Here is an 18,612-nt window from a genome sequence, read left to right as displayed (position 1 = left end):
CGCGCGGACACCGCATCTGCGCGACGGTTTACTTTTGCGACGCACTGACTCAGAATTATGGCGTCCGCAACCGCCGAAAGCGAGGTCCGCCATGCCGACGATCGGCGCAGGTGTCCTCCACAACGCCGCCCGTGTCCCGGATCGCCCGGCCCTGATCACCCCGGAGCGACGGTGGACGTGGCGGGAACTCGATGACGATGCCGCCCGAACCGCGGCGCGCCTGCGCAAGGCAGGACTGGGAAAGGGCGACCGGTTCGCGATCGTCGCGGGCAACCGGGCCGAGACCGTGGTGGCCTTCTTCGCCGCCGCCAGGCTCGGCGCGATCGTCGTCCCGGTCAACGCCCGGCTCGCGGCACCGGAGATCGCGCACATCCTCGCCGATGCCGGACCGGTGGCCATCGCGTCGGCGCCGGAACTGGACGCGGTGGTCGACGAAGCGGTGACGGCGGCGCGAGCGAAACTCGCCCGGTTCAGCCTCGGCGCCGGCGGCGAGCATCCCGACCCGACCGTGGCGGGAACCGAAGAAGAGCCCGTATACCAGGATTTCGCGGCCGAATCCGACGATGCCCTGATCCTTTACACCTCCGGCACCACAGGCCGCCCCAAGGGTGTCCTGCTCGATCACCACCGGGCCATCTGGGCGGCGCTGGCGCAAGTGGTCTCGCTGGGGCTGCGGGACGGCGAGCGTTATCTGCACCTGCCGCCGCTGTACCACGCGGGTGGCGTCGTGTTCCTCAACGCGATCACGTTGCTGGGCGGCACGCACGTGCTCATCCCGGCGTTCGATCCCGGCGTCGCCGCCACCACGATCGAGCGCGAACGGATCTCCGCGATGCTCGGCGTGCCGACCATGTACCAATTCCTGCTGCGCCACCCCGGAATCGACCGGTACGACCTCTCGTCATGGCGGACCGGGATCTTCGGCGCGGCCCCGATGCCGGCGGAAACGGTGCGGCAACTGCTGGCCCGTTTCCCCGGCGTCACCTTCTTCCAGCAATGCGGGCAAACGGAGGCGGGCCCCACCGGGCTTTATTCCACCTACGAACAGATCCAGTCCCGTCCCGACTCGTCGGGTCACCTCGCGCAACCCTTCGTCGAGGCACGCCTCGTCGACGAGAACGGCGCCGATGTCGCGCCCGGCGAAGTCGGCGAACTGGTGTTGCGCGGCGAACCGGTGATGAAGGGCTACTGGCACCAGCCGGAAGCCACCGCCGAAGCCTTTCGCGGCGGCTGGCTGCACACCGGCGACCTGATGCACCTCCACGAAGACGGGGCCATGCGGCTCGTCGACCGGCTCAAGGATGTGATCATCACCGGCGGCCGCAACGTGTACTCCGCCGAAGTCGAGCAAGCGCTGGCGAGCCACCCCGACGTCGCGGACTGTGCCGTGGTCGGTGTCCGGCATCCCGACTGGAACGAAACCATCGTCGCGGTGGTGACTCCCGTTTCCGGACGCGCGCCGACCCTGGAGTCGATCCGTGAGCACTGCCGCGCGCGTATCGCCGACTACAAACTCCCCCGCGAACTCCGGCTCGCGGAAATCCCCCGCACTCCGAGCGGAAAAATCCAGAAACACCTGATCAGGAAGACGTTCTCGAAAGGACAGACCGTATGAGCACCACGGACACCCGGGCCCCCGCCACCGGCGACACCGAAAGCCTCGCCCGGCTGCTGGACGGCCGGTGGAGTTGTCGCGGTTTCCGGCCGAGCCCGGTGCCGCGGGAACGGATCACCCGGGTGCTCGACATCGCGCGGCAGGCGCCGTCCTGGTGCAACACGCAGCCCTGGCACGTGCTCATCACGGAAGGCGAGGGCACCGAACGGTTCCGTGCCGCGCTTTCCGCGCACGCGGCCACCGCGGAGCTCACGCCCGACTTCCCGTTTCCCGAGTCCTACAGCGGTGAATACCTGCGGCGGCGGCGCGAATGCGGTTTTCAGCTCTACGACAGCGTCGGGATCGCGAAAGGCGACCGCGAGGCTTCCGCGCTGCAGGCAGCCAAGAACTTCGAACTCTTCGGCGCTCCGCATGCCGCGATCATCACCACCGAGGCCGAACTCGGTGTCTACGGCGCGGTCGACTGCGGGGTGTACCTGGAGACCTTCCTGCTGGCGGCGCAAAGTCTCGGACTGGGCGCGATCCCGCAGGCCGCGCTCGGCGCCTACGCGCCGTTCATCCGCGAGTTCTTCGGCCTGCCCGAGAACCGGCTCGTCGTCTGTGGCGTGTCCTTCGGGTGGCCCGACCGGGACCACCCCGCCAACGGATTCCGCACGACGCGGGTCGGCGTCGAGGAGACCGTGACCTGGGTCGGCTGAGGACCGGTGTGGTGCGGGCCGGGCCCGCACCACACCGGGTTCACCCGAAACGCGGTGCGCGCTTCTCGGCGAACGCCCGCCGCGCTTCCTGGTAATCCGGGCCGTGCTGGGCATTCCCCTGGGCGATCGCTTCTTCACCGAGCTGCTCTGCCAGCTCCCGGGAGAAGGATCCGTTGAGCAGCCCGCGAGTCGTACCGACCGAAGTGGACAGTGCCGCGATTTCCGCCGCGATTTCCACGGCTCGCGCAAGCACCTTGTCCCCGTCGGCCACCTCGGTGACAAGGCCCCATCGCAGCGCCTCGTCGGCGCGCACGGGCCTGCCGCGCAACGCCATGTCCGCGGCCCGCCCGGCACCGACGACCCGCGGCAGCAGCCACGTCGCACCCGCGTCGGGGACGAGTCCGACCTTGACGAAGGACAGCTGGAATTCGGCCGTGTCAGCGGCGATCCGGAGATCACAGGCGAGCGCGAGGGAGACCGCGGCTCCCGCGGCGACGCCGTTGACGGCGGCGATGACCGGCGTGCTCATCGCGACCAGGTCGAGGATCAACGGGTTGTAGTAGGTCCGCACGACTTCGCCGGTGTCGCTGGGTCCGCCGCGCAGATCCGCACCGGCGGAGAACGCCCGTCCGGCCCCTGTCAGCACGATCGCGCGCGCCGCGCTGTCACCTTCGAGTTCGCCCAGCAGCGCACGGAGGTCCGAGAGCAGGCCGTGGCTGAGCGCGTTCAGCCGTTCCGGCCGGTTGAGCGTCACGATCGCGACGGGTCCCTCGCGATCCACCCGCAGCTGGTCCTCGCCCATCAGGACTCCCCCGCTTCCTGTGCCGCCCCGCTTTCCAGCAGGGACTCGACATCACGGACACCCCAGTCGGTCAGCGCGTCCCTGGTGTCCGTGCCCGGTGCGACCGGGCCCCGGCGCACCGTGGCGGGGGTGCGGCTGAACCGCGGCGCCGGCGCGGGCTGGGTCACGCCGTCCACTTCGATGAACGTTCCCCGCGCCACGTTGTGCGGATGGTTCGGCGCCTCGGTGAAGCCGAGCACCGGCGCGACGCAGGCGTCCGTGCCTTCGAAGACCGAGGTCCACTCCGCGCGGGTGCGGGCCGCGAACGCCTTGGCGATCCGGTCCCGGAGCAACGGCCAGGTGCGCGGGTCGGACCGGTCGGCGTCGTGGGCGTCCAGGCCGAGCAGGCGGACGAGCTCGGCGTAGAACTTGGGTTCCAGCGGGCCGACGGCCATGTGCCCGCCGTCGGCGGTCTCGTAGACGTCGTACCAGGGCATCCCGCCGTCGAGCATGTTCACGCCCCGCTCGTCCCGCCACTGCCCGGCGGCGATGAGGCTGTGCATGAGCGTCGTGAGCGACGCGGCACCGTCGACGATCGCCGCGTCGACCACCTGCCCGCGCCCCGACCGGGCGGCTTCGAACACCGCGGCGAGGACACCGATGACCAGATACAGCGAGCCACCGCCGAAATCGCCGACGAGGTTCAGCGGGATCGTGGGAGCCTCGCCGCGGTTGCCGATCGCGTGCAGCGCACCGGTGATCGCGAGATAGGAGATGTCGTGTCCCGCGCTGTGCGCCAGCGGCCCGTCCTGCCCCCAGCCGGTCATCCGGCCGTAGACCAGACGCGAGTTGCGTTGCCGGCAGTCCTCGGGCCCCAGACCGAGCCGTTCGGCGACGCCCGGCCGGTAGCCCTCGATGAGGACGTCCGCGCTCGCCACGAGGTCGAGCACGGCGCGCTTTCCCTCTTCCCTGCGCAGATCCAGGATCACCGAACGCCGTCCACGGCGCAGCGCATCCAGTTCGGCGGGAACCGCGCTGCCACCATCGGGCCGCTCGACCCGGACCACGTCCGCGCCGAGGTCGGCCAGCAGCATCGCCGCGAACGGCCCGGGGCCGATTCCGGCGAGCTCCACCACCCGCAGGCCCGAGAGCGGGCCCGCGGTGCCGTCGCCTGTCATCCTGTCGCCTCCTGTGTCGTCGAAAACTTTGAGAACGGTCGGTCACCGGAACCCATCCTGACCAGCAGGCACGAATTCTGAGGCCGTGAACGAACTTTGACCGACCGAGGACAGCATTGTATCTTTGAGACGACCAGACTCAAAATAAGGAGGATCCATGACGCGCACCGCGGTCATCGTGGACGCTGTCCGGTCTCCGATGGCGAAGGGCAAGGCGCCCAAGGACGGGAAGCCCGGCGGCGCGTTGTCCGCCGTGCATCCCGTCGAGCTGCTCGGACAAGTACTCGGGACGCTGTTCGAGCGGAACGACGTCGATCCCGGCGAAGTCGAGGACGTGATCGCGGGCTGCGTCAGCCAGGTCGGCGAACAGTCCGGCCCGGTCGGCCGCTGGGCCTGGCTCGGCGCCGGCCTGCCCGAGCACGTCCCCTCCGTCGCGGTGCACCGCGCTTGCGGCTCCAGCCAGCAGTCCGCGGACTTCGCGGCACAGGGCGTGATCGCGGGCGTCTACGACGTCGTCGTGGCGTGCGGGGTCGAGTCGATGAGCCGGATCCCGATGTTCACGTCGCGGATCGGGCAGGACCCTTTCGGTCCCTCGGTCACCACGCGCTATGAGCCCGGACTGGTGCCGCAGGGCATTTCGGCCGAGCTGATCGCGGCCCGGTGGAAGCTGGGTCGCGAAACGCTCGACGAGTTCGCCAGCGCGTCGCACACCCGTGCCACCGCAACGGATTTCTCCCGGGAGATCGTTCCGGTACGGCTCCCGGACGGCACCGTCGTCGACGCGGACGAAACCATCCGCCCCGGCACCACCGTGGAAGGGCTGGGCAACCTCAAACCCTCGTTCCGCACCGAGGAAATGAGCCGGCGCTTTCCGGAGATCAACTGGCACATCACGGCGGGCAACTCGTCCCAGCTGACCGACGGCGCGAGCGCCGCCCTGATCATGAGCGAGGAACGCGCGAACCAGCTGGGCCTGCGGCCCCGTGCCCGGTTCCGCTCCTTCGCCGTCGCCGCGGACGACCCGATCACGATGCTCACCGGACCGTTGCCCGCCACGGAAAAAGTGCTCGCCCGCTCGGGACTGTCCATTGCGGACATCGACCACTACGAGGTCAATGAGGCGTTCGCCTCCGTCCCGCTCGCCTGGCGCGCGCACTTCGACGCCGACCCGGCCAAGCTCAACCCCCGCGGCGGCGCCATCGCGCTCGGCCACCCGCTCGGCGCTTCCGGCACCCGGCTGCTCACCACGATGCTCGCCGGACTGGAAGCGACCGGCGGCCGCTACGGACTGCAGACCATGTGCGAGGCCGGTGGCATGGCCAACGCCACCCTCATCGAACGACTCTAACCGAACCTGAACGAAGGGAAACACGATCCGTGGAGATCAACGGGATCACCGCAGTGGTGACCGGTGGAGCGTCCGGCCTCGGCCTGGCTACCGTGCGACGCCTGCTCGAGGGCGGCGCCGCGCGGGTGGTCATCGCCGACTTGCCTTCGTCGGACGGCGAGACCGTCGCCAAGGAACTCGGCGACCGGACACGGTTCGTCGCCGCCGACGTCCGGGAACCGGCCCAGATGGGCGCCGTCTTCGACGCGGCGGAGGAGGCCGGACCACTGCGCGCCGTCGTGCACTGCGCGGGCCGTGGCGGGGCCGTACGGCTGGTGAACAGGGACGGCTCCCCCGGCTCTCTCGAAACCTACAGCGAAGTGGTCGGCATCAACCTCATCGGCACCTTCAACGTGCTCCGGCTGGCCGCGGCCAGGATGGCGCGCAACGAGCCGCTCGACGGCGACCGCGGCGTGTGCGTGCTGACCGCGTCGGTGGCCGCGTTCGAGGGTCAGATCGGCCAGATTCCTTATGCCTCGGCGAAAGCCGGCATCGTCGGGATGACCGTCGTCGCCGCGCGTGACCTCGCCGGCAAGGGCATCCGCGTCTGCACCATCGCGCCCGGCACGTTCGACACCCCGCTGCTGAACCGCCTGTCGGACGACGTTCGCGCGTCGCTGGCCAAGACCGTGCCACACCCGAGCCGGCTCGGGCAGCCGGACGAATACGCGAAACTGGCGCTGCAGATCATCGACAACGGCATGCTCAACGGGGAAACCATCCGCCTCGACGGCGCGATCAGGATGGCCCCGCGGTGACCGGCCCGGCCGAAGCCGTCCGGTTCGAGGTCACCGGCGGGGTCGCCGTGATCACGCTCGACCGGCCCAAGGTGCGCAACGCCGTCGACCGGCCGGCCGCGGAAGCACTGGCCCGCGCGCTCGACCAGGTCGACGAGCGGGACGACGTCTCGGTCGGCGTGCTCGCCGGCGCGGGGCGGTTCTTCAGCGCCGGCATGGATCTCAAGGCGTTCAGCGCCACGGGTGAGCGCCCGGTCGACGAGCGGCGAGGCGGGTTCGGCATCGTCGGACGCCCGCCGGAGAAACCGCTCATCGCCGCGGTGGAGGGCCCGGCATTGGGCGGCGGGTTCGAGATCGCGCTGGCCTGCGATCTGATCGTCGCGGGGCAGAGCGCGACATTCGGTCTCCCCGAAGTGAAACGCGGCCTCGTCGCGGCGGCGGGCGGAGTGCTCCGGTTGCCCCGGCGGATCCCCCACGCCATCGCTAAAGAGATGTGCTTGACCGGTGCACCCGTGGACGCGGCCGAGGCTCAGCGGCTCGGCCTGGTCAGCCGGGTCGTGCCGGACGGCGAAGCGCTCACGAAGGCACGCGCTCTCGCCGAGGTGATCGCCGCCAACGCCCCGCTCGCCGTGCGCACCGCGAAACTGCTGGTGGACCAGTCGGTGGACTGGCCGCTCGACGAGGCTTTCGATCGCCAGGCGCCGTATACCGACGCGGTGCGCGCGTCCGACGACGCCAAGGAAGGCGCCGCCGCGTTCGTGGAGAAGCGCGGGCCGAACTGGACCGGTTCCTGAGGACCCGAGGAGACGACAACGGTGTTCGAACTCACCGAAGAACAACACGACCTGCGTGAGCTCGCCGCGAAAGTAGCGGCCGAGCAATACGCTCCGCACGCGCGGGAATGGGACGCGAAGCGCGAGCACCTGCCCGCGACCGAACGGAAGCGGCTCGCCGATCTCGGCCTGCTCGCCCTGACCCTGCCGGAGGAATACGGCGGCGGCGGACGTCCGCTGCTGGACGCTCTGATCGTGCTGGAAGAGCTGGCCAAGGCGAGCCCGGTCGCGGCGTGGCCGGTGTTCGAGGCGTCCACCGGCCCGGCCCGCGTACTGCACCTGTTCGGCACCGAGGAACAGAAACAGCGCTACCTGCCCGGTGTCGCTTCGGGCGAGACGACGATCGCGGTGTCCATTTCGGAACCCGACGTGGGTTCGGCCGCCACCGACGCGACCACGACGGCCCGGATCGAGGGCGACGAGGTCGTGCTGAACGGGACCAAACGCTGGTGCTCCGGCGCCGGGTTTTCCGAGAAGTACCTTGTCTACGCGCGATTTGGCACCAAGCGCGGAGCCGGTGGCATCGGCGCGGTGCTGGTCGGCAAGGACGCGCCGGGCCTGGAGTTCGGCCCGCAGGAGGAGCTGATGGGCTTCCGGGGCATCGGCTCGGCGGACATCTTCCTCACCGATGTCCGCGTCCCGCTCGACGACGTCATCATTCCCGAAGGCGGCTTCCGGAACCTGTTCACCGCCTTTTCGGTGGAGCGGCTGGGCAACTCCACGATGTCGCTGGCGATCGGGCAGACCGCGCTCGACCGGACCGCACGCTACGTCCAGGAGCGCCAGCAGTTCGGCAAGGAGATCGTGGAGTTCCAGTCGATCCAGACCGCACTGGCCGACATGGTCGTCCAGGTCGAAGCGGCCCGGCTGCTCATCTACCGGGCGGCGGTGAACGCGGGCACCGGCGCACCGGTCACGCTGGAAGCCTCGGTCGCGAAATGCTTCGCGAACGAGATGGCCAAAAAGGTCTCCGATCTCGCGATCCAGCTGCACGGCGGCTACGGATACTCGGCGGAGTACGAAATCGAGCGCCTGCACCGGGACTCCCACGGCTGGGCGCTGGCTGGCGGAACACCGGCCATGCAACGGACGCGGATCGCCTCCGAGTACCTCGGTCGCCGATTCGACCAGCGCCGGTGAGCGGGGCGGTCATGCGCGCGCTGTTCGACGCGGACCACGCCGCGTTCGCCGACACCTTCGACGCCTTCGTCGAACGGGACGCCGCGGAGCCGGACGCCTTCGCCCGGGCCGGAAAGGCCGGCCTGCTGGGCATGCAGGTCGCTGACCGGTACGGGGGCGGGGACATCGACGATCCCCGCTTTTGCGCCGTCGCCGTCGAAAAGCTGGTCGCCCGAGGGCGGGTCGGCTTCGCGCTCGCCTACGCGGGCCACGTCGGCGTGGGCCAGGCGACGTTGAGCGAGCACGGAAGTACGCGGCAGCAGGAGGAATGGCTGACCCGGCTGGCCAGTGGCGACGCCATGGTCGCGGTAACGGCCGATGCCGTCACCGCCGAGCCTGCCGGTGAGGAAATCGTCCTGCACGGAACCGTCGCGGCGGTGGTGAACGGGGCGTCAGCTGATCTTCTTCTGCTGCCGCTGGAGCCGGACGGCGTGATCGCGGTAATCCCCACGGCTACGCCCGGGCTCTCTCGTACAGCGGTCGAAGGACTCGCACTGACGGACGCGCATCTGGCGGACATCGAGTTCGATGCGGTCCGGCTCTCGCAGTCGGATCTGTTGCCGCAGAACGCCACCGAGCCGTTCTTCGCGTCGCTTCGGCTCTGGGCCGCGGTGGCGTCCGTCGCCGGCGCCCGGACGGCCTTGGGCTGGACGCGGGCCTATATCCGTGACCGCAAGGTGTTCGGACGGCCGGTCAGTGGCTTCGAGAACACCCGCCAGGTCCTCGGCGGTCTTTCGGCGGACGTGCTGGCGGCGGAAGGACATGTCGACCAGTGCCTGCGGGCGCACGGCGAAAGCAGGCTGCGGCCGGAGGACGCGCTGGCGGCCAAGCTCGTCGGCTCGGAGCTGTTCGGCCGGGCCGCGGACCGGGGGCTCCAGCTGCACGGCGGGTACGGCTACATGCGCGAGTACCCGATTTCCCTCTTGTTCGCCGACGCACGCTTCCTCCGCTGGTACGCGGGAGCGAACGAACAGCTCGCCCTGGAGCTCGCGGATTCGCGGGGTCTGTGACGCACCAATGAGGCCCGGCTCGGTGATCCGGGCCGGGCCTCATTCGCGTCCCGCGTCAGTAAGAGCGCGGCAACCCGAGCGTGTGCTCGGCGATGAAGTTGAGGATCATCTCCTTCGACACCGGGCCGATCTTCAGCATCCGCAGCAGGAACCAGTAGTTCGCGAGCTGATACTCCTGGGCGACACCGTTCCCGCCGTGCACCTGGATCGCCGCGTCGAGACAGGCCAGGCCGGCATCCACCCCGGTCATCTTGGCCATGTTGCTGTACTCACCGGCGTCCTTGCCAAGGTCGTAGAGCATCAGCGCCTTCTGGGTCATCAGCCGCGCCGTCTCCAGCTCCACCTTGGCCTCGGCCAGCGGATGCGACACCGCCTGGTGCGCGCCGATCGGCACCTTCCACACCTGGCGCTCGCTGGCGTAGCGGACCGCCTTGTCCAGGGCATAGCGGCCGACGCCGGTGCAGATCGAGCTGACCAGCAGGCGCTCGGCGTTGATGCCGGCGAAGGCCGCGCGAAGACCGTGGTGCTCCTCACCGATCAGCCGGTCCGCGCTCACCCGTACGTTGTCGAAGTACACAGTGGACTGTCGTTCCGGCGTCTGCAGCGCCGTCGGCAGCGGCTGAATGGTCAGGCCCGGCGTATCGGTGTCCACGAGGAACAGGGTCAGCCTGCCGCGGCCGCTGCGTTCGTCCGTGCCCGTCCGCGCGACCACGAGCACCCACTGCGCCTCGTCGATGCCCGAGATGTAGTACTTCTGGCCGCTGATCAGCCAGTCGGCGCCGTCCTTGCGGGCCGAAGTGCTGATGTTGAACGAGTTCAGGCCGGCGTCGGGTTCGGTGATGGCGAACGAGCTCATGGTCTCGCCGGTCGCGAGCCCCCGCAGCCAGCGATCCTTCTGTTCCGGCGTCCCGTGCTGTGCCAGGATCGTGCCGTTGACACCGGCGGAAAACACGGCGGCCAGTGCCGGCACGCCCGCCGCCGACGTCTCCTCGATCACCGTGGCCAGGTCGTACAGGCCACCGCCACCGCCGTCGTACTCCTCGGGCAGGTGCACCCCGAGGAAACCGCTGCGGCCCAGCTCCTGCCACAGCTCGGTCGCGGGCTCACCCGCGCGCTCGACCCGCTGGAAGTAGTCGGGTCCGTAGCTGCGCGAGAGGTCACCCACGGACTTGCGCAGGAGTTCCTCCTCCGCCGTCATGGCCAGCGGCAACGAGGGAACCGCGGTCTCTCCTGACATCTTCACTCCTGATCTGCATTGTGCGACAAGCTCAAAGCCCGAGGTCGTGACCGACGATGACCTTCATGATTTCGCTGGAACCGCCGTAGATGCGGCTCACCCGCCCGTCCAGGTACGCCCGCCCCAGCGGGCAGTCCTTCCGGTAAGCCGAAGGCCCGAGCAGCTGCAGGCAACGATCGGCCACCCGTCCCTGCAGCTCCGTGCAGTACAACTTGGCCATCGCGGCGTCGGCGGGCGACAGCTCCCCCGCCTCGAGTTCCAGCAGCGCCCGGTCCACCAGCGTCTGCCCGGCCCCCACCTCGGCCGCGCAGGCGGCCAGTTCGAACTTCGCGTGCTGGCCCGGGCGGGTCCCTTCGAGCCGCCGGGCCGTGTATTCCAGCGCGGCGACCGCGGCGGCTTGCGAGTTGACCGCGATGGACAGGCGTTCCTGAGCGAGATTGGCCGTGAGGTAAGAAAACCCTTGGTTCTCTTGTCCCAGCAGGTTTTCCACCGGGACACGGACATCGGTGAAGGACAGTTCGGCGAGGTCTTGCGCTTTCAGGCCGAGCTTGTCCAGACTGCGGCCCCGTTCGAAGCCCGGGCTGTCGCCTTCCACGACGAGCAGGCTGATCCCGTCGCGGCCGGCCGCGGGATCGGTCTTGGCGGACAGCACGACGAGGTCGGCCGCGGCACCGTTGGAAATGAACGTTTTCGCGCCGTTGACGACGTAGTGATCACCGTCGCGGACGGCACGGGTGGCCATCGCCTTCAGATCCGATCCGGCGCCGGGCTCGGACAACCCGAGCGCGGCGATGGCGGACCCGCTCGTCAGCCGCGGAATCCACCGCTGCTTCTGGTTCGCGTTCGCGTACTCGAGAAAGTAGGGCATGCAGATGTCGGTCTGCACCCGGAGCCCGCCGATCGCCAGGAACTCGCGCTGGATCTCCTCGGTGACCACCACGCTGTGCGCGAAAGAGGACCGGGCGAGCCCGCCGTATTCTTCCGGCACGCCGATCCCGAGAATTCCGGCTTCGCCCGCTTCGCGCCAGAAGTCACGGCTGGGGCGGCCCGCGGCTTCCCAGCCGGGGTACGCCGGGAGGAGCCTGTTCCGGACGAAGTCGCGGACTTCGAGCCGGAAGGCTTCCTGCGCCTCCCCGAACACCGTTCTGCGCACCCCGGCCTCCTCGCCATCCTAATCTGGGACTGATCGTATCAAAAACTGGCGCCCGCCGGAATCAGCGGAAGTCCATCCAGTGCCCGTGCGGCGTCCAGCCCATGAGGAACGGCAGTTCGATCCGGCAGATCGGCCCCTTGGTGATGTCATGGGTGTCGAAGATCTGGTACTCGCCGCGTTTGTCGGCCCACCAGGACACGGGCACGATGATGTAACCGTCGCCCTCCGGCGCGTCCGGGCTTCGCGGCGCGAAGGTCGCCTCCAGCACGGCCGCGGGCTGGCTCGACCGGATCTGGTAAGCCTGCTCGGACAGCGTGCGCATGTTGGTGACCACCAGGCTGTTCATCGACATGCCGCCCCGCTTGACGACACCGCCGACCTGGTAACCCCAGGTGTAGCCACGGCCGTAGTAACGCTCGTCCACCTTCGGCAGCTCCGAGGGCCGGTCGGAGAGTTGCTCGCTCTTGGCGGCGCCGGTCCGCAGGTCGATGGTCCACCGCCCGAGGTGGCTCTTCGCGATGGAGAAGAACAGCGCGATGTCGTCGCCCGCCGCGAAATCCTGCTCGAACGGGAAAGGCGGCCGGTTGAAGATGGGGCCATCGAGCATGAGCCGGTCACCGTCGACGTTGGCCGACATCGTGTGCATGATGTACTGCGGCGGCAGATCGGTCTCGATCCACCTGATCTCACCCTGGACGTCGTCGCGCGGGATCAGCGCGAGCACGATCGGCTTGTCCTCTTCCCAGCCCCAGAGGTTGACCTTCTTTTCGGTGATGCGCTTGCGGTCGAGCGTGAAAGGCTGGAACGGCATGACGATCCACTCCGGCGTCAGCCACACGTCGTGCGCCACCGTGTTATAGGGCGCGTCCCACAGATCCCGGGAATCGACAGTGCCGTCCGGATGCACGATGTGCATCGTCACGTACGGCGCGAAATCCCGGTACGTCCAGCCGTAGAGCGTGCCCGTCTCGTGGTCCCATTTGGGATGCGCGGTGAACGCCGCGTCACCGAAGGCGGCGGGATCGTGCATGCCCCGCGACAGCTTGGGCGACCACGGCACGATTCCCTTGGTGTCCAGGGTGATCGGGTCGATCGCGATCGGCGCGCCGCCCTGCTCGCTGGAGGCGACCATCTCACCCTGGAACGGGAAGATGTTGATGTTCGCCGTACCCTGTGGCACCCCGCAGTTGAACCGGTCCCGGGTCACGTCGCCGTAGGCGGTGTCGCGCCAGTCGCCGAACCCGCCGTCCGTCCACTCGAACATGCTCCGCCCGTGGCGGTCTTCGAGCAGGTACTTCGGGGTGCGGATCCAGCGGTTGCGAAAGTCCGCCCGGCCCTCCCGCAGCACGAGGCCCTGGACCATCCCGTCCTGGCCGAGCAACGGGTTCGCGCCCTGTTTCGTCGGCCTCTTCCAGGTCGGCCCGGTGCGGTAGAAGCCACCGGCGAGATCCCGGGGGATCTCCCCCTCGGTGACGATGCATTCCTCGACGGTCGCTTCGAACCGCATCGGCTGAAAGGGCCCCTTCAGCGAATTCTCCTGTGGCAGTGGGTACCCCATCACGTCCTCCTCATCGCGGAAACCTCGCCCCGAACGTAGCACGCACCGACCGATCTAGTAAACGATCGTTTCCACATTCTCGCTTTAACCTGGAAAGACTTGCGTGTAATGTCGCTTGACGAGCACCAACTTCGTTACCGATCGTTCCGCAAGAAGGGAACCCAGCGTGGCTGACGAGACCGATCCGCAGGGCGTCGCGCCCTACGGCGCGAGCGAGGACAAGTGGATCGAATGGACGGAGCAGCTCGGGGTGTCCCGTGCGATCGGACTGCGCTGCGCCGCCATCGGGCACGGCCGCGCGACCCTCGTTCTCGACGACTGCTCGTGGCCGCTCAACGCCAATGGCGCGGTGCACGGCGGCATGGTGATCGCCGCCGCCGATCACTGCTTCGGCATCGTGGCCACCACCGTGCTCGACGAGGACCACATCCCGGCGACCGCGAGTCTGACCTCGGACTTCCTCCGGCCCGCGCTGCCACCGCTGACCTTCGAGGCGAGCGTCGACCGGGTGGGCCGCACGATGGCCTTCCTGACCGTCACCGTGCTCAACCGCACCGGGAAGGTCTCCACCAAGGTCAACGGCACGATGGTGATCGACGGCTCGTCCCGCTTCGCGCGATGAAGGCCGGCCGGGCCGGACACCCCATCCGGCCCGGCCGGTGACTCAGCGCAGCCCCAGGGAAGAAGAAATGACCTCGCGCTGGATCTCGTTGGTCCCGGCGTAGATCGTCGGGGCGACGGCGTCGCGGAGATGCTTTTCCATCCCGTATTCGACGGCGTAGCCGTAGCCACCCATCAGCTGCACGCCTTCCAGCGCGGTCTGCTTCGCGGTCTCGGTAACCTTGACCTTGGTCATCGACGTGAGCCGCACCAGCACGTCGGCCGGTTCGGCCGCCGCCTGCACGCGCCGCACGGTCGAGTACTGCAGGGCACGGGCCGCTTCGATCTCGATGGCCAGGTCGGCGATCCGATGCCGCAGCGCCTGGAACGAGCCGATGGCCTGCCCGAACTGCTTGCGCACCTTCACGTACTCCAGCAGGTCGCCGAAGGTGCGCGCGGCCATCCCCAGCGCTTCGGCCGCGGCGACGACCCGCTCGCCGTTCAGCCCGGCCATGAGCTGCCGCCAGCCGTCGCCCTCCTTGCCGACCAGCGCGGACTCGGGCAGCACCACGTCGGTGAAGTAGAGGTCGTTGACCAGCGGGCCGCCCATCGTCTCGATAGGACGGATTTCGAGCCCAGGCGTGTCCGCGGGCAGGTAGAACATGCTCAGGCCCTCATGCCGCTTCTCCGCGCGAGCGGTCCGCGCCACCAGCAGGATCCCGGTGGCGTGCTGCGCGGCCGAGCACCAGGTCTTCTGCCCGTTGATCACGAACTCCGCCCCGCGCCGGACTGCCTGGCAGGCGATGTTCGCCGCGTCCGAACCCGCCTCCGGTTCGGAGATGCTGATCGACATCGGCGCGCCGCCGGCGATCGCGCCGAGCACTTCCTTCTTCTGCTCTTCGGTGCCGTAGCGCTTGAAGATCCCCGCCACGGTGTGCGTCCCGCCGATCGCGTGCACCGGCGCCAGCCCGCGGTAGAGCTCTTCATGGAGGATGCACTGGTCCATCAGGTCACCCCCGGCACCGCCGTACTCCTCGGGGATCGCGATGCCCAGATACCCGGCCTCGGCGAGTTTCGCGTAGACGACGTCGCTGTGCGCTTCGCCGTCGGCGGTCAACTCGGCGCGCTTTTCGCGCGTTCCGCACTCGCGGCGGCAGAAGTCACGCAGCGCCTCGGCCAGCGCGGTCTGCTCCTCGGTCAACCCCTGCCAAACCGAACTCATCCCAGATCTCCCGCCGACGTAACGATGCCCTCACCAGGGAGGCATCCTCCCGGGTGCACCAGAACCTATTTTTGATCCTTATCGTCTTATATTTAAGGCTGCCGGTGCGCGGCCGTCAACTCCCCGGCGCTCCCCGGGCCACCCGGTCCGTCAGAATTCGGTGACGCCGGCGTCCGGGGCCAGTTCGTGCGCGGTCAGGTACCTGGACTCGTCCGAAGCCAGGAACAGCACCACATCCGAGATGTCCTCCGGCTCCACCCACTCCTCGGGCGGCAGGACCCGCTGAAACTCGTCCCCACCCGCTGTACGGCTCGGCGACCTGGATGCCGCACGGGCAACTGCTCGCCTCGAGCGTGCAGGACAAGAGCTTCGACGTGTCCTGGAACCGCAGGGCGAACCGGCCACTCGCCAGCACGTTCCGTTGCGCGGACGGGGTCACGTTGTCCGGGCGCTATGACGAACTCGACGAGATCTTCGCGGGAAGGACCGCCGCGGACTGGCTCACCGGGTACCGGGATTCCCCATCGATTTCGGAAAAACCGACGCGGGCCCGCCCCGGGCTGCGCGAAGACGGGACGGCACGGTGACGTAGCCGCTGTCCGGTCACACCGGCTGCAAGGCCGAGATCAGCCACTTCCCGTCGATGTTCTCGAGCGTCGTCTGTACCCGGCTGCCGTCGAGTTTCGGTCCCGAGAGCTGCTTCCCGGTCGTCGTCTGGTTGACGAACAGCAACACCTGGACCTCGTCCGTGCCCGCGGAGACCACCGCAGCGTCCGCAATGGCGGCCTTGGTGACCGTCTCCTGGCTCTTGGCGACCTGGATGACGGTGCCGTTCATCAGTTTCGTGTAGTCGTCCAAAAAGGACCCGGTCAGCGATCCCCGCGCCTTGGCGACGTCGGAGTCGATCGAGTGGTAGTCGTAGGACAGCGCGGCGACGACGCCTTCCCGCGCGGCGTCCACCGCTTGTGTTCGTGCCGCCTCGACTGCCTGCTGGTCACCGCGCTGCCAGGCGAGCCAGCCGACCCCGGCCGCCAGTACGGCGACCACGACCACCATGGCCGTGACAGCGCCGACCGGGCGCCGCAGCCCGAACCGCCACACAGCCCGCGGTGGACGCAGCAGCGCCGATGCCACCACCTTCACACGCGACGTCTTGCGAGGCGCATCTTCTGGTTCGGCAGTGTCCTCTTCGGACTGCGCATTTTCGGCCTCAACCTCTTCCTGCTCGGCTTCTTCGGCCTCGGCCACTTCCGTCGTCGTCACTGTGCTCACCTCGTCCTTGCCGGTCACGGAACGAACTCCACCTGCGCGACGAGCCACCTGTCGCCGGACCGCCGCAGATCCACCGACAGCCGGTAGTTGCGCTCTTCGCCTTGCGGTGACTGGGTGTTCTTCACCGTCGCGTGGCCGGCGACCAGTGCCTTCGCGGAGTCGCCCGACAGCGAGACGATTCCCGCCGATTTGATGTCCCCGGTCGAGATCACCTGCTGCTGTTTCACCACGTTGACGAAAGTGTCCTGCTGCCCGGCGAAGTCGGACTTGAACTGGCCGGTGGCGCCGTCGAGCAGGCTTCGGACGTCGGTGTCGACCGTCTGCCCGCTGATCGTCAGCAGGTTGATGACTTCCTGCTTCGCCGACGCGAGCGCGGCGGCGCGATCGCTGTCCGTCCGCCGGCTCTTCAGCGCCGCCGAACCCAGGATCGCTCCCAGGATGACGGCGGCGACGGCCAGCAGTGCCAGGACGGACATTGCCGTGACGTAGAGCTTGAACCGCCGAGGACGAGCCTCACGCTCCTCCTCGTCCGTCGCCTCAGGCGCCGCGTCATCAGCCTCCGGTTCTTCGTCGCCGCTCGCCTGAGGATCCTCCGTGCCGGCCTCGCGTTCCGGCTCACGGGGATACGGGCTCGGCTTCACCGTCCGCTCGGCCGTTCCGGCCTCTTCCGGTTCCCTGGCCGGGGTTTTCACTGCTACAGCCCCACCGGGCTCAGCAACATCCTCTGCCATTGCAGGTCCTCCTTTCGCGGTGCCTGTGTTCCGATTCCGCCGAGCGCGAAGAACTGTCCATCGGCGCTGACCGCGGTTCCGCTGCCCGGGTCGTACCGCGCGCCGGTGAGCGCCCCCAACGGCGTTCCCGGCGCGAACGGGGGCTCGTTCTGGGCTTGCGGCCGGTACCCCTCCCCTCCGCATTCGGCAGGGGTGGCCGCGCGCTTTCCCGGTACGGCCAAGCAGGGCAGGTTCCGGGAACCGCGCAGCACGGTCGGGTCGTTCTGCGGAAGTTTGCACCGCAGGTCGTCCGGTGTGGCCACGTCGGTGAGAGCGCTGGGGTCGCGTCGCTGGTCCGGCGGCAGGAATCCCGTGGTGCACTGCGGCGGGTTCTGCACGTTCAAGCGAAGGTCCAGCCCGATACCACCGTCTCCCTGGTGAGGCTTGGTAGTGGAGATCAAGGAGGTCGTGGTGACCGGATAGACGACGAGGACCGTCTCCAAGGCCGGCTGGTAGGTCACCAGCACCTGCTCGACGTTGACCATGTTGCTCAGCAGGATCGGCAACGTGGGCCGCAGGTCCTGAAACAGGCCGTTGACCTGTTGCGCGGCCGGCTGCCCCCGGTCCAGCAACGAGCGCAGATCGGCGTCGCTCGCGTGAACCTGGTCGGTGAAGCCGGACAGGCTCTTCACCAGTGACCGGATCTTGTCGCTGCTGACGACCTGAGTGTCGAGCAACGGCCCCGCGTTGTCGATGAGCTGCTGGGTCGGGCCGAAGTTCTGCTGGGCCTCGTCGACCAGTCGCGTGCCCTGATCAAGCAGGCGCTGCAGCTGCTCCCCGGTTCCGTTGAACGCGCTCGAAAGCTCGTTCAGGGCCGTGCGCAGGCTGTCCCGCGGCAAAGAGGCGAGCAGGGTGTTGGCGTTGTCCAGCACCGACCCGATTCCCGGCGGGACGCTCGTGCGGTTCTCCGGGATGTTCGCGTCGTCCGCGAAATACGGCCCCGCGGTACGGCCGCTGACCAGATCCACGTACTGCTCGCCGATCGCCGACACGCTGTGCACTTCGGCACGGCTGTCATCCGGGACAGGATGGTCCTTCGACACCGACATCGTCGCTTCGACGCCGTCTCCGTCCACGGCCACCCCGGTGACCCGTCCGATTTCGACTCCCCGGTAGGTGACCCGGGCTCCTTCGTAGAGCCCCGCGGCGTCGGAGAACTGAGCGGTGAGGGTCCGCTGCCCGAACCCGAGCATCGTGGGGACCTGCGCGTAGACGACCGCGATGACGCCGATGCTCACGACGCTGATGACGGTGAAGAGCACCAGCTGGATGCGTACGAAACGACTGATCACCGGGAGCCTCCAGAACCGCCGAGCAGGCCGCCGAGGAGGCCGCCGTCGCTTTGCCCCGTCGCCGGAGCCTCCGGCTGCCGCGCGGGCGAT

Annotated in this window: 19 protein-coding genes; 9 read left to right on the top strand and 10 right to left on the bottom strand. The window is 68.7% G+C overall.

The window, feature by feature from the left end; all coding sequences use genetic code 11:
- Window positions 1–91 precede the first annotated feature (91 nt).
- A complete protein-coding gene (locus tag FPZ12_RS16845) occupies window positions 92–1,615 on the top strand; it encodes a class I adenylate-forming enzyme family protein (protein WP_144754669.1) in 1,524 nt (507 codons plus the stop codon).
- Complete coding sequence (locus FPZ12_RS16840) at window positions 1,612–2,313, top strand: nitroreductase (protein ID WP_144754672.1); 702 nt, start codon at window positions 1,612–1,614, stop codon at window positions 2,311–2,313. Before FPZ12_RS16845 ends, FPZ12_RS16840 begins: the two co-directional genes overlap by 4 nt.
- Window positions 2,314–2,353: 40 nt before the next feature.
- Here the strand turns inward: FPZ12_RS16840 and FPZ12_RS16835 are convergent, their stop codons facing one another.
- Both FPZ12_RS16835 and FPZ12_RS16830 read right to left on the bottom strand, forming a co-directional pair.
- Complete coding sequence (locus FPZ12_RS16835; protein WP_144754675.1) at window positions 2,354–3,115, bottom strand: enoyl-CoA hydratase/isomerase family protein; 762 nt, start codon at window positions 3,113–3,115, stop codon at window positions 2,354–2,356.
- Window positions 3,115–4,272 carry a CaiB/BaiF CoA transferase family protein gene (locus FPZ12_RS16830; RefSeq protein WP_144754678.1) on the bottom strand — a complete coding sequence of 386 codons (1,158 nt, stop codon included), beginning with the start codon at window positions 4,270–4,272 and terminating at the stop codon, window positions 3,115–3,117. Before FPZ12_RS16830 ends, FPZ12_RS16835 begins: the two co-directional genes overlap by 1 nt.
- Before the next feature lie 157 nt (window positions 4,273–4,429).
- Here FPZ12_RS16830 and FPZ12_RS16825 point away from each other — a divergent pair, with 157 nt between their 5' ends.
- Genes FPZ12_RS16825 through FPZ12_RS16805 form a run of 5 tightly spaced genes read left to right on the top strand, consistent with a single transcriptional unit; the run spans window position 4,430 to window position 9,418 of the window.
- The gene (locus FPZ12_RS16825) at window positions 4,430–5,620 is read left to right on the top strand and encodes a thiolase family protein (RefSeq protein WP_144754680.1); all 1,191 of its coding nucleotides are present in this window, start codon (window positions 4,430–4,432) and stop codon (window positions 5,618–5,620) included.
- A gap of 29 nt (window positions 5,621–5,649) precedes the next feature.
- Window positions 5,650–6,417, top strand: a complete 768-nt coding sequence (locus FPZ12_RS16820) for an SDR family NAD(P)-dependent oxidoreductase (protein WP_144754683.1) — start codon at window positions 5,650–5,652, stop codon at window positions 6,415–6,417.
- The gene (locus FPZ12_RS16815; protein WP_144754686.1) at window positions 6,414–7,190 is read left to right on the top strand and encodes a crotonase/enoyl-CoA hydratase family protein; all 777 of its coding nucleotides are present in this window, start codon (window positions 6,414–6,416) and stop codon (window positions 7,188–7,190) included. Before FPZ12_RS16820 ends, FPZ12_RS16815 begins: the two co-directional genes overlap by 4 nt.
- A 21-nt stretch (window positions 7,191–7,211) precedes the next feature.
- Entirely contained in the window at window positions 7,212–8,369 is a 1,158-nt protein-coding gene (locus FPZ12_RS16810; protein WP_144754689.1) for an acyl-CoA dehydrogenase family protein, read from the top strand.
- Entirely contained in the window at window positions 8,366–9,418 is a 1,053-nt protein-coding gene (locus tag FPZ12_RS16805) for an acyl-CoA dehydrogenase family protein (protein WP_144754692.1), read from the top strand. Before FPZ12_RS16810 ends, FPZ12_RS16805 begins: the two co-directional genes overlap by 4 nt.
- Window positions 9,419–9,473: 55 nt before the next feature.
- Here the strand turns inward: FPZ12_RS16805 and FPZ12_RS16800 are convergent, their stop codons facing one another.
- The 3 genes from FPZ12_RS16800 to FPZ12_RS16790 form a co-directional block, all read right to left on the bottom strand.
- Window positions 9,474–10,655, bottom strand: coding sequence for an acyl-CoA dehydrogenase family protein (locus tag FPZ12_RS16800; protein WP_144754695.1), 1,182 nt, complete (start codon window positions 10,653–10,655; stop codon window positions 9,474–9,476).
- A 31-nt stretch (window positions 10,656–10,686) separates the two neighbouring features.
- Entirely contained in the window at window positions 10,687–11,808 is a 1,122-nt protein-coding gene (locus FPZ12_RS16795) for an acyl-CoA dehydrogenase family protein (RefSeq protein ID WP_144754698.1), read from the bottom strand.
- A 61-nt stretch (window positions 11,809–11,869) separates the two neighbouring features.
- Window positions 11,870–13,366: a carotenoid oxygenase family protein gene (locus tag FPZ12_RS16790; protein WP_144754701.1), complete on the bottom strand. Its 1,497-nt coding sequence runs from the start codon at window positions 13,364–13,366 to the stop codon at window positions 11,870–11,872.
- Window positions 13,367–13,532: 166 nt separating this feature from the next.
- On the opposite strand from FPZ12_RS16790, the gene FPZ12_RS16785 reads away from it, so the two are divergent.
- Window positions 13,533–13,988, top strand: coding sequence for a PaaI family thioesterase (locus tag FPZ12_RS16785; protein ID WP_166462787.1), 456 nt, complete (start codon window positions 13,533–13,535; stop codon window positions 13,986–13,988).
- 42 nt (window positions 13,989–14,030) lie between these two features.
- Here FPZ12_RS16785 and FPZ12_RS16780 read toward each other — a convergent pair whose 3' ends face one another.
- Window positions 14,031–15,188: an acyl-CoA dehydrogenase family protein gene (locus FPZ12_RS16780; protein ID WP_144754707.1), complete on the bottom strand. Its 1,158-nt coding sequence runs from the start codon at window positions 15,186–15,188 to the stop codon at window positions 14,031–14,033.
- Window positions 15,189–15,338: 150 nt separating this feature from the next.
- Window positions 15,339–15,593 (bottom strand): SDR family oxidoreductase, encoded by a 255-nt coding sequence (locus FPZ12_RS46430; RefSeq protein ID WP_243769880.1) that lies wholly within the window; start codon window positions 15,591–15,593, stop codon window positions 15,339–15,341.
- Between FPZ12_RS46430 and FPZ12_RS16770 the strand changes: the two genes are divergently transcribed.
- Window positions 15,512–15,775 (top strand): hypothetical protein, encoded by a 264-nt coding sequence (locus FPZ12_RS16770; RefSeq protein ID WP_144754710.1) that lies wholly within the window; start codon window positions 15,512–15,514, stop codon window positions 15,773–15,775. The genes FPZ12_RS46430 and FPZ12_RS16770 overlap by 82 nt on opposite strands.
- A 16-nt stretch (window positions 15,776–15,791) precedes the next feature.
- Here FPZ12_RS16770 and FPZ12_RS16765 read toward each other — a convergent pair whose 3' ends face one another.
- Genes FPZ12_RS16765 through FPZ12_RS16755 form a run of 3 tightly spaced genes read right to left on the bottom strand, consistent with a single transcriptional unit; the run spans window position 15,792 to window position 18,522 of the window.
- The gene (locus tag FPZ12_RS16765; RefSeq protein WP_144754713.1) at window positions 15,792–16,478 is read right to left on the bottom strand and encodes a hypothetical protein; all 687 of its coding nucleotides are present in this window, start codon (window positions 16,476–16,478) and stop codon (window positions 15,792–15,794) included.
- On the bottom strand, window positions 16,475–17,191 hold the full coding sequence (locus FPZ12_RS16760) for a hypothetical protein (RefSeq protein WP_144754716.1): 717 nt from the start codon (window positions 17,189–17,191) through the stop codon (window positions 16,475–16,477). The genes FPZ12_RS16765 and FPZ12_RS16760 overlap by 4 nt, the downstream gene beginning before the upstream one ends.
- Window positions 17,155–18,522, bottom strand: coding sequence for an MCE family protein (locus FPZ12_RS16755; protein WP_166462786.1), 1,368 nt, complete (start codon window positions 18,520–18,522; stop codon window positions 17,155–17,157). Before FPZ12_RS16755 ends, FPZ12_RS16760 begins: the two co-directional genes overlap by 37 nt.
- Window positions 18,523–18,612 lie beyond the last annotated feature (90 nt).

It is taken from the genome of Amycolatopsis acidicola (assembly GCF_007713735.2).
GTDB lineage: Bacteria > Actinomycetota > Actinomycetes > Mycobacteriales > Pseudonocardiaceae > Amycolatopsis_E > Amycolatopsis_E acidicola.
This window is presented reverse-complemented; position numbering and strand designations above follow the sequence as displayed.

What these genes read in the sequence shown, in the direction of transcription:
- FPZ12_RS16770 (WP_144754710.1), top strand. Translation starts at nt 15,512, where the DNA reads ATGCCGCACGGGCAACTGCTCGCCTCGAGCGTGCAGGACAAGAGCTTC.
- FPZ12_RS16835 (WP_144754675.1), bottom strand. Translation starts at nt 3,115, where the DNA reads ATGGGCGAGGACCAGCTGCGGGTGGATCGCGAGGGACCCGTCGCGATC.
- FPZ12_RS16830 (WP_144754678.1), bottom strand. Translation starts at nt 4,272, where the DNA reads ATGACAGGCGACGGCACCGCGGGCCCGCTCTCGGGCCTGCGGGTGGTG.
- FPZ12_RS16760 (WP_144754716.1), bottom strand. Translation starts at nt 17,191, where the DNA reads ATGGCAGAGGATGTTGCTGAGCCCGGTGGGGCTGTAGCAGTGAAAACC.
- FPZ12_RS16800 (WP_144754695.1), bottom strand. Translation starts at nt 10,655, where the DNA reads ATGTCAGGAGAGACCGCGGTTCCCTCGTTGCCGCTGGCCATGACGGCG.
- FPZ12_RS16780 (WP_144754707.1), bottom strand. Translation starts at nt 15,188, where the DNA reads ATGAGTTCGGTTTGGCAGGGGTTGACCGAGGAGCAGACCGCGCTGGCC.
- FPZ12_RS16825 (WP_144754680.1), top strand. Translation starts at nt 4,430, where the DNA reads ATGACGCGCACCGCGGTCATCGTGGACGCTGTCCGGTCTCCGATGGCG.
- FPZ12_RS16840 (WP_144754672.1), top strand. Translation starts at nt 1,612, where the DNA reads ATGAGCACCACGGACACCCGGGCCCCCGCCACCGGCGACACCGAAAGC.
- FPZ12_RS16845 (WP_144754669.1), top strand. Translation starts at nt 92, where the DNA reads ATGCCGACGATCGGCGCAGGTGTCCTCCACAACGCCGCCCGTGTCCCG.
- FPZ12_RS16790 (WP_144754701.1), bottom strand. Translation starts at nt 13,366, where the DNA reads ATGGGGTACCCACTGCCACAGGAGAATTCGCTGAAGGGGCCCTTTCAG.